Genomic DNA, 8,097 nt, shown 5'->3' with positions numbered 1-8,097 from the left:
GTCGTGACCGTCGAACGCGATGCGGCCCGCGGTCGGCGCCAAGGCGCCGGCGATCGCGTTGAACAGCGTGGTCTTGCCGGCGCCATTGGGTCCAATGATGGCGCGGCGCTGGCCCTGCGGAACGGTGAGGCTGACGCCATCGACCGCGCGCAGGGCGTCGAACGCCACGACCACATCGGACAACGAGAGGATCGGTTCGGACACAACAATTTCCGTTTACGTCAAACGCGGAGGATTCCGCGCCCAACCAGGTCTTGATCAGGCTTTCTTGATCCCCTGGAAGGTCCGCGAATATGGCGGCTGCTTCATGTAGGTCTCGGGATCGTATTTCCAGAACTGCGAGACGCTCGGATAGCTCGCGATCGGCACGTTCCAGTATTTGCCGTCGGCGCGCTTCACCGTTTTGCGAATCTGGACGTCGTAGATCGGATTGCCATAGCTGTCGAGCTTGACGGTCTTGCCGAGCGGCGAGCCGACGAGATCGGTCTTGAGCACGGCATCGATGACGGCGTCGCGGTCCTCGACCTTGCCGCCGATCTTTTCCAGCGCTTCGGCGACCCACATCATTCCGGAATACATCGAGAAGCCGTAGAGCGAGGGAATCTTGCCATACTTCGTCTCGTAGTCTTTGGTGAATTTCTGCGTGACTGGGTTATCCGATCCTTCCGCGAAATGGGCGGCTGCGATGATGCCATCGCACTCATCGCCGATCGTGCGGATCACGGATTGGTCGGTAGCGTTCATCGCACCCAATAGCGGCGTCTTCCCCTTCAGGCCGAAGCTTGCATACTGCTGGATGAATCGCGTGGCATCCGCACCGGTTTCCATCGCGAAGATCGCGTCCACCTTCAAGTCCGCGAGCTGGCCCAGATAGGGGCTGAAGTCGGCGGTATTGAGCGGGTGCCAGAACTGCTGCACGATTTCGCCGCCGCCTTCGGTGAAGACCTGGGCGAGACCGCCGCACTGCTCGTGGCCGAAGGTGTAATCCTGGCTGACGGTTGCGATCTTCTTGTAGCCCTGCTTCAAGGCCCAGTCGCCGAACGGATGGGTGAAGGCGCTGGCGGAATAGCCGGCGACGCGGATCACGTTCCTGATGCGGTGGCGCTGCGTCAGATCGTCGGCGGCGATGATCGGAATGAAATACGGCGTGCCGGTGCCCTTGACGTAATTGGCGACCGCCAAACCCGTATTGGCCAGGAGGTCGCCGATCAGCATGTGGCAGTTGCCTTGCTCGACCAGACGCCGCGCCTTTTGCAACGCCGTGTCGGGATTGGATGCATCGTCCTCGATCACGAGTTCGACCTTGCGGCCGGCAATCTGGTAGTTGACGTGTTCTAGGTAGAACTGCACGCCCTCGACCATCTCCTTGCCACCGGAGGCGACCACGCCGGTGAGCGGCGTCAACAAGCCAACCTTGATCGGGCCGGCCTGCGCCCGTGCACGCCGCCATGGTGCAGCCATCGTGCCTGCGGCGGCGACGGCAGCGGTTGAGTTTTTAAGAAATTGCCTGCGGTCCATTTCAATGCCCTTTCGAAACGATCGTTTGCCCTTATAATTCCTTGCCGCCTTTTCCCGCGCGCTAGTGTGGCAGAAGTCCGCATCATTTGTGCCGCGGGTGGTTATGCGGACTTCTGAACCAGGGCCACACTAGATCAATAAGTTAGCTAGTGTCCTTTCGATTCCGAAGTTCGAAACGTGGCTCCGCAAGGTGCGACGAACTTCGGAATCGGGACACTAGAATGGCGCGCAGCGTGCCGATAATGCCGGCCGGCGCGCAGATCATGATCACAATGAAGGTCAGGCCGAGCACGGTTTGCCAGCGCTCCGTGTAGGAACTGACCACGTTCTCCAGCGTGAGGATTGCGGCAGCCCCGACGAAGCCGCCGAATAGCGTGCCGACGCCGCCGGCGATCATCATTAGCACGCCCTCGACCGATTGCTCCAAGGCCACCGTCGAAGGGCTGACGAAATCGTTGAACATCGCATAGAGGGCGCCGGCGATGCCGGCGAAGAAACCGGATACCGCAAAGCCCACGAACAGATGCAGCGGCACGTTGTAACCAAGGCTCTTCATGCGGCTCTCGCTGTCGCGGATGCCGAGCAGCGTCAAGCCGAACGGCGAGCGGACAAAGCGCCACATCGCGTAGCTCACGATCGTCGTGGCCGCGAGCACTGCCCAGTAAAAGGAGCGGTGCGGCACCAGAAACGCCGGCCGTACGTCGCCGCGTATCCCGTTCTCGCCGCCAGTCACCTGGGTCCAGCGCAGGCAGATGCCCCACACGATCATGCCGAGCGCCAGCGTCAGCAGCAGGAAATAGACGCCGGAGGTGCGGACCGCGAGCAGCGCGAAAATAGCCGCGACCGCCGTTGCCGCGATCATGCCGAGCGCGAAGGCAGCCGCCCACGGCAGGCCCGCCTGGGAGGAAGCATAGACCACGACATAGCCGGAAACGCCGAAGATCGCGCCGTGGCCGAGCGAGGTGCGCCCGGCAAAGCCTGCGAGGATATCGATCGACATCGCAAGCATCCCGAAGATCAGCATCTCGGTCGCGAGCCCGATCTGATAGGTCGACAAGACCAGCGGCAGCGCAACCGCGATCGCCAGCACGACGAGGACGACGATCAGCGCGCGGCCCGTCATGCCGGCAATCCTGATCGGCTGTGATCCGGCTTGCGTCATGACGTAGCCGCCCGTCCGAACAGGCCGAGCGGGCGGAACGCGAGCAATAGCGCCATCGGCCCGAAGATCACGAAATACGCAAGTTCTGGAAACATCACCTGTCCGACCGTATTGAGGAGCCCGACCAGCAAACTGCCGATGCCGACGCCAACCAGGCTGCCGCGTCCGCCAATGATGACGATGGCGAGGCTGAACACCAGAATTTCCGCGTCAGCGGAAGGATAGAGCGACAAGAACGCGCCGCCCATCAAACCACCGAGGCCGGCCAACGCCGAGCCGAGCAGGAAAGTGACAAGAAAGACGCGGCGGATGTTGACGCCGGAAGCCTCGACCATCTCGGCATCGTCCACGCCGGCGCGGATCAACGCGCCGAGCCGGGTATGATTGAGGAGGCCCCACAGCGCCGCGAACACAACGATGCCCGCGGCCAGCACGAACAACCGGTAAGTCGGATAGAACACGCCGAACACCCTCATGCCGCCCTTGAGCACGTGCGGGATCGGCACAGTAAAGCTGTCGCCGCCCCAGATCACCAGCGCCATATCGTTCAGCACAAACGCAAAGCCCAATGTCAACAACACCTGGCGCAGTTCGTCGCCGCGTACAAAGCGCAACAGCCCCTGATCGAGCACGAAGCCGACGGCCGCGACCGCCGCCATTGCGCCCAAACCTCCAAGCGCGAAACTGCCCGTTTTGGTCGCGATCGCGAAGCCGACATAGCCGCCGAGCAGATAAAGCGCGCCATGGGCGAGATTGACAATGCGCAGCAACCCGAAAATCAACGTAAAGCCGCTCGCGACCACAAACAGCAGCGCAGCGAAGGTCAATCCGTTGAGAAGCTGGAAGGTATTCATCCAGGCGCTTTCGGTCCCGTCTTGAGATACCAGTCGAGAATCTGTTCGCCGGTCATGAAGGCGACGTCAGGCTTCTGCCGGATCGTCTCGAAGATGCGGCGAAAATACTTGGCGCGATGCGGCGCGCCCATGATGTAGGGATGAATCACCAGCGCCATGACGCGCGCGGATTGGGCCGCATCCTCATAGATCTGCTCGAACTGATCGAGCGCGCGGTCCTGATATTCCGACGCCTTGTGATGCTGGATCAGCATCATCGCGACGTCGTTGCATTCCTGGGTGTAGGGAATATCGACGATCGGCGTCGTCGTGGTCTTGAGCCAGACCGGCTGGTCGTCGAGCACCCAATCGGCGACGTAGTCATAACCTTCCTGCTTCAACAGGTCGGGCGTTTCCCACGTCTCGGTGAGACCGGGGCCGAGCCAGCCGCGCGGGCGCTTGCCGGTCGCCTTTTCAATGACATCTGCGGTCTTGCGAATGTCCTCGCGCTCGTTCTCGACCTTCTGCATGTTGCGCTGGGTAAAGCCGTGCCCCATGAATTCCCAGTGACGTTCCTTTGCCGCGTTGACGATCGCGGGGTACGCCGCAAGTGCCGCACCATTGATCGCGAGTACGCCCGGGATTTTGAAATCGTCGAATGTCTTGAGCAGACGCCAGAAGCCGACGCGGTTGCCGTATTCGTGCCAGGCCCAGTTCGGAATGTCGGGTGACGGCGAGCCGCCGGCCGGCGGCGTCAATACCGTACGCGGCATCGGCATGTTCGCATCCCATTCCTCGACATTGACGATCACCCACACCGCCATGCGCTTGCCGTCAGGCAGTTTCAGCGCCGGGCGCTCGGTAATCGGCGAATAGGAAATGCGTTCGGTTGGCTGCATAGTTATTTCTCTGGCGGCGTAATGGTGATGGTGAGCGACGGCAGGCCGTCGATATGGGCGGTGATCAGATCGCCCGGCACGACCGGACCGACGCCCGAGGGCGTACCGGTGTAAATCAGGTCGCCCGGTTCAAGCGTGACCTGCTTCGACAGTTGCGCGATCACTTCCGGAACGCTCCAGATCATCTGGCCGATGTCGCCGCGCTGACGCTCGCCGCCATTGACCGAAAGCGTGATCGCGCAACGTTCGAAATGCGCGGGGTCTTTTGGAGCGATCGGCCCGCACGGCGCCGACGAATCGAAACTCTTGCCGGCTTCCCAAGGTAGTTTCATATCGCGCGCATCGCGCTGACGGTCGCGGCGCGTGAAATCGATGCCGACCGCATAGCCCCAGATCAGGCTATTGGCTTGATCAACGGCGACGTTGCGTCCGCCCTTGCCGAGTGCGGCGACAAGCTCCACCTCGAACTGGAAATCCGAGGTGAACGGCGGATAGGGAACGCGAGCGTCGTCCGGCACGATGGCATCGCGCGGCTTCTGGAAGAAGAACGGCGGGTCGCGCTCGTCGGCTTCCTTCATTTCCCTGATGTGATCGAGATAGTTGCGGCCGACACAGTAGATGCGGCGAACCGGAAAAGAACCGCCGCCTGCGACCGCGGCGACCGTCGGTGCAACCGTCGGCAGTGCCTGATGTCCGCTCATTTCTTCAGGCCCTGGTACCAGTTGAGGATCTGCTCGCCATTCCAGTGCACGACGCCCTCATGCTTGTTCACGTAGTCGTAAATCTGTTCGAGATACTTGATCCGGAACGGCTGGCCGGAAATGTAGGGATGGATCGCGACCGACATGATCTTCGGCCGATCCTTGCTCTCGGCATAGAGGCGATCGAAGCTGTCGATGGTGCGCCGAAGCAGATGATCGCTATCATGATGCTGCACCAGCATCATCGGAATGTCGTTCAGCTCGACCGTATAGGGCAGCGTCACCAACGGACCCTTTTCGGTACGGATCACCGTGGGTTCGTCATCATAGACCCAATCGCCGATATATTTGACACCAGCCTCAGCCAGATTTTCCGGCGTCTCCAAGGTCTCCGTCAGGCCGGGCCCGAGCCAGCCGACTGGCCGCTTGCCGGTGAACTTCTCGATTACGCCCATCGAGCGCGCGATCATCGCTTTCTGGTCGGCTTCTTTATGAATTGGCCCCTGCTCATAGGCATGCCCCATGAACTCCCAGCCGGCGTCCTTGGCCTGTTGTGCCACCCGCGGATAGTCCTCGCAGACGCGCGCGTTGATCGAGAGCGTTGGTGCGATGCCGAGTTTCTTGTAAAGATCGAAAAATCGCCACACCCCGACCCGCATGCCGTATTCGTGCCAGCTCCAGTTCGGCACGTCCGGCAGCAAGGGAACGCCGGTCGGCGCCGGCAGCACCTGCCGCGCCATCGGCTTGGAGATATCCCAGACTTCGAGATTGACGATGGTCCAGACGATCATGCGCGCGCCGCCGGGCAATTTCAGCGGCGGACGGTCGACAATGGCGGAATATTCCGAACGTTCGCGCGGAAGCATGGGACCGGTCATGGCGGAGTCTCTTTTTGATTTTAGGAAAACAAGCGATCATGCGGCGGTAGGTCGGCGCGGGGCAAGCCCTTCCAGCGCCATCACTTCGTCTGTGGTCATCACGGAGCCGAAAGCGGTGCGGATGCACGCCAACCCCGCCGCATGTAGCTCCGGCCCGTCCATGCTGTCGACGCAGTCTTCGACCACGATCACCGCATAGTCGCGAACGTTCGCGGCGGTCGTGGTGGCGAGCACGCAGGAATTGGTATTCACGCCAGTGATCAAGAGCGTGTTGATGCCGTGAGAACGCAGCAGGAAATCGAGGTCGGTTGCAAGGAAGCAGTCATAGCGCTTCTTGGTATTGACGATGAAATCGCTGATATCGAGCAGTTGCGGCATCACCGTGCAGCCGGGTCCGCCGATGATGTTGTGCCGCATCGCGTTCTTGCGCGTAGACGTCGGGTCCTCGGCGCCGGCGCGCCAGAACGGGTTGACGCGGATTTCATCGGCGTCGCGATAGGACGTTACCTGATGGATGACGGGAATGCCCACGTTGCGGCACCAGTCGAACAGCCGCTTGTTGGCGGCAATGACGCGCGCGGCAACATCCGGCGTCGTCGGCATGGTCGCGACCGCCATATCGAGATGGCCGCGATGCAAGTCGATGGCGACGACGGCGGCTTTCGGATGATCGACGCCCAAATTCCCGCCTGATTTCATGGCACGCCTCAAACAAGTGGATTGATGGAAGTCTTCAACAGCGCGCGCTGGTCGATGCCGAAGCGATCGGCCAGCCAGTCGGCCAGCACTTCCTGGCCGATCGTTGGGTTGTCGTGCTGGCAATGTTCGGCGCCGGTTTCGTCGGGATCGAGGATACGCAACGTCGCGTCGACGCCGTTCGCCCTGGCGTAATCGTAAGTGCTGCGCGCTGCGGTGACCGTCAGCACATCGTGGCCGCCATGCAGCACCAGATACGGACAGCGCATGTGTTCCAGATGCCCCTTGAGCGTGAAGGGTTTCATCAGTTCATGGGCCTCGCGCATCGATTTGGCGCCGAACACCCATCTGATATGCATGGCGAGGCCGAAGTCGTCGCCTTTGGTGCCCCACATGTCATGCACCGACCAGATCGCGCCATGTGAGATGACGGCAGCCAGCCGATGCTCATAACAGGCGGCGCGCGCGGCATAATAACCGCCCATGCTTGAACCGCACACCGCGATGCGCTTGGTGTCGACGTCGTCACGGTTTTCCAGCCAGTCGATGCATTTGCCGATCGGCACTTCGCTGTCGTGCCGGGTGTAAATCTTGTGCCGCCGCAGCGTGCCACCCTGCCCCGGCCCGTCGATCATCAGCACCGAAATGCCGCGTTGCAGGCAGCCATGCGCCTGCATGAACCACATCTCGTCCTTGATGGAGTCCAATCCGCCCATGCAGATCATCACCGGCAGCCTTTCTCCTGGAAATGGCGCGCGTACGAAATAGCCGCAGATCGGCTTGCCCGGCTCGAAAGGAATCTCGACCACCTCCCCCGGCGGGTTGAGGTAGGAGATGAACTTGTGCGAGCAGGCCTCCATCTTCTCGAACGTCGGCAGCCGCCTGGCATCGTCGGGCTCGAGATGAAATTCGGCCTGACGATAATAATCCGCGGCGCGCAGGAAGCAGTTCATCGCCGTGCGGATATGGCCCGCGGCTTCCTCGGCGAGGCCGCGCTTCCAGTTGCGGTCGGCAATCCGCATCCATTCGGTGTGCCAGCTTTCGAGATCGCCGGGGATCATCCGCGATCCCGCCTGCATGATTTCGCTGACGCTGCCGCCGCCCTCCTGGCTTTCACCGAGGCCACGGCGGAATTGGTAGGCGAGCCAGGGATGTTCGGGCCAGTGATGCCAGCCGAACGGCTCGTAATGGGGGTTTCGGTCCGCGGTGATCAACTCAATGGCGTTTTCGCCGATCTCTGAATTGCTCTGCGCCATCGACCTGACACCCACACTACTTCACAGTTGTTATGGTTCGACGAAAGCGTGGATGAGTCAATACTGATTACATACACTTTTCAAAGTGCACTTCCCTTTCGGTGGCTTGCGGGCTCCTAGAATTGCTTAGATGCTGGATTTCTAGGCAAAGACT

At 61.2% G+C, this 8,097-nt stretch carries 9 protein-coding genes; all 9 read right to left on the bottom strand.

Annotated features, from left to right (window positions below):
* Positions 1-204 (bottom strand): ATP-binding cassette domain-containing protein (locus WB528_RS23160; protein ID WP_423891056.1); only part of this gene is annotated, 204 nt, incomplete at its 3' end.
* A 54-nt stretch (positions 205-258) separates the two neighbouring features.
* Complete coding sequence (locus WB528_RS23155; RefSeq protein ID WP_423891054.1) at positions 259-1,518, bottom strand: ABC transporter substrate-binding protein; 1,260 nt, start codon at positions 1,516-1,518, stop codon at positions 259-261.
* Between the two features lie 142 nt (positions 1,519-1,660).
* Positions 1,661-2,680, bottom strand: coding sequence for a branched-chain amino acid ABC transporter permease (locus WB528_RS23150; protein WP_423891052.1), 1,020 nt, complete (start codon positions 2,678-2,680; stop codon positions 1,661-1,663).
* Positions 2,677-3,534 (bottom strand): branched-chain amino acid ABC transporter permease, encoded by an 858-nt coding sequence (locus WB528_RS23145; RefSeq protein WP_423891049.1) that lies wholly within the window; start codon positions 3,532-3,534, stop codon positions 2,677-2,679. Before WB528_RS23145 ends, WB528_RS23150 begins: the two co-directional genes overlap by 4 nt.
* Positions 3,531-4,412: a polysaccharide deacetylase family protein gene (locus tag WB528_RS23140; protein ID WP_423891047.1), complete on the bottom strand. Its 882-nt coding sequence runs from the start codon at positions 4,410-4,412 to the stop codon at positions 3,531-3,533. Before WB528_RS23140 ends, WB528_RS23145 begins: the two co-directional genes overlap by 4 nt.
* A gap of 2 nt (positions 4,413-4,414) precedes the next feature.
* Positions 4,415-5,113, bottom strand: a complete 699-nt coding sequence (locus WB528_RS23135) for a fumarylacetoacetate hydrolase family protein (RefSeq protein WP_423891045.1) — start codon at positions 5,111-5,113, stop codon at positions 4,415-4,417.
* A complete protein-coding gene (locus WB528_RS23130; protein WP_423891043.1) occupies positions 5,110-5,991 on the bottom strand; it encodes a polysaccharide deacetylase family protein in 882 nt (293 codons plus the stop codon). Before WB528_RS23130 ends, WB528_RS23135 begins: the two co-directional genes overlap by 4 nt.
* 36 nt (positions 5,992-6,027) lie before the next feature.
* On the bottom strand, positions 6,028-6,690 hold the full coding sequence (locus WB528_RS23125; protein WP_423891041.1) for a cysteine hydrolase: 663 nt from the start codon (positions 6,688-6,690) through the stop codon (positions 6,028-6,030).
* An 8-nt stretch (positions 6,691-6,698) separates the two neighbouring features.
* Positions 6,699-7,943 (bottom strand): alpha/beta hydrolase family protein, encoded by a 1,245-nt coding sequence (locus tag WB528_RS23120; RefSeq protein ID WP_423891039.1) that lies wholly within the window; start codon positions 7,941-7,943, stop codon positions 6,699-6,701.
* Positions 7,944-8,097 lie beyond the last annotated feature (154 nt).

The organism is Bradyrhizobium sp. (assembly GCF_049586575.1).
GTDB lineage: Bacteria > Pseudomonadota > Alphaproteobacteria > Rhizobiales > Xanthobacteraceae > Bradyrhizobium.
This window is presented reverse-complemented; position numbering and strand designations above follow the sequence as displayed.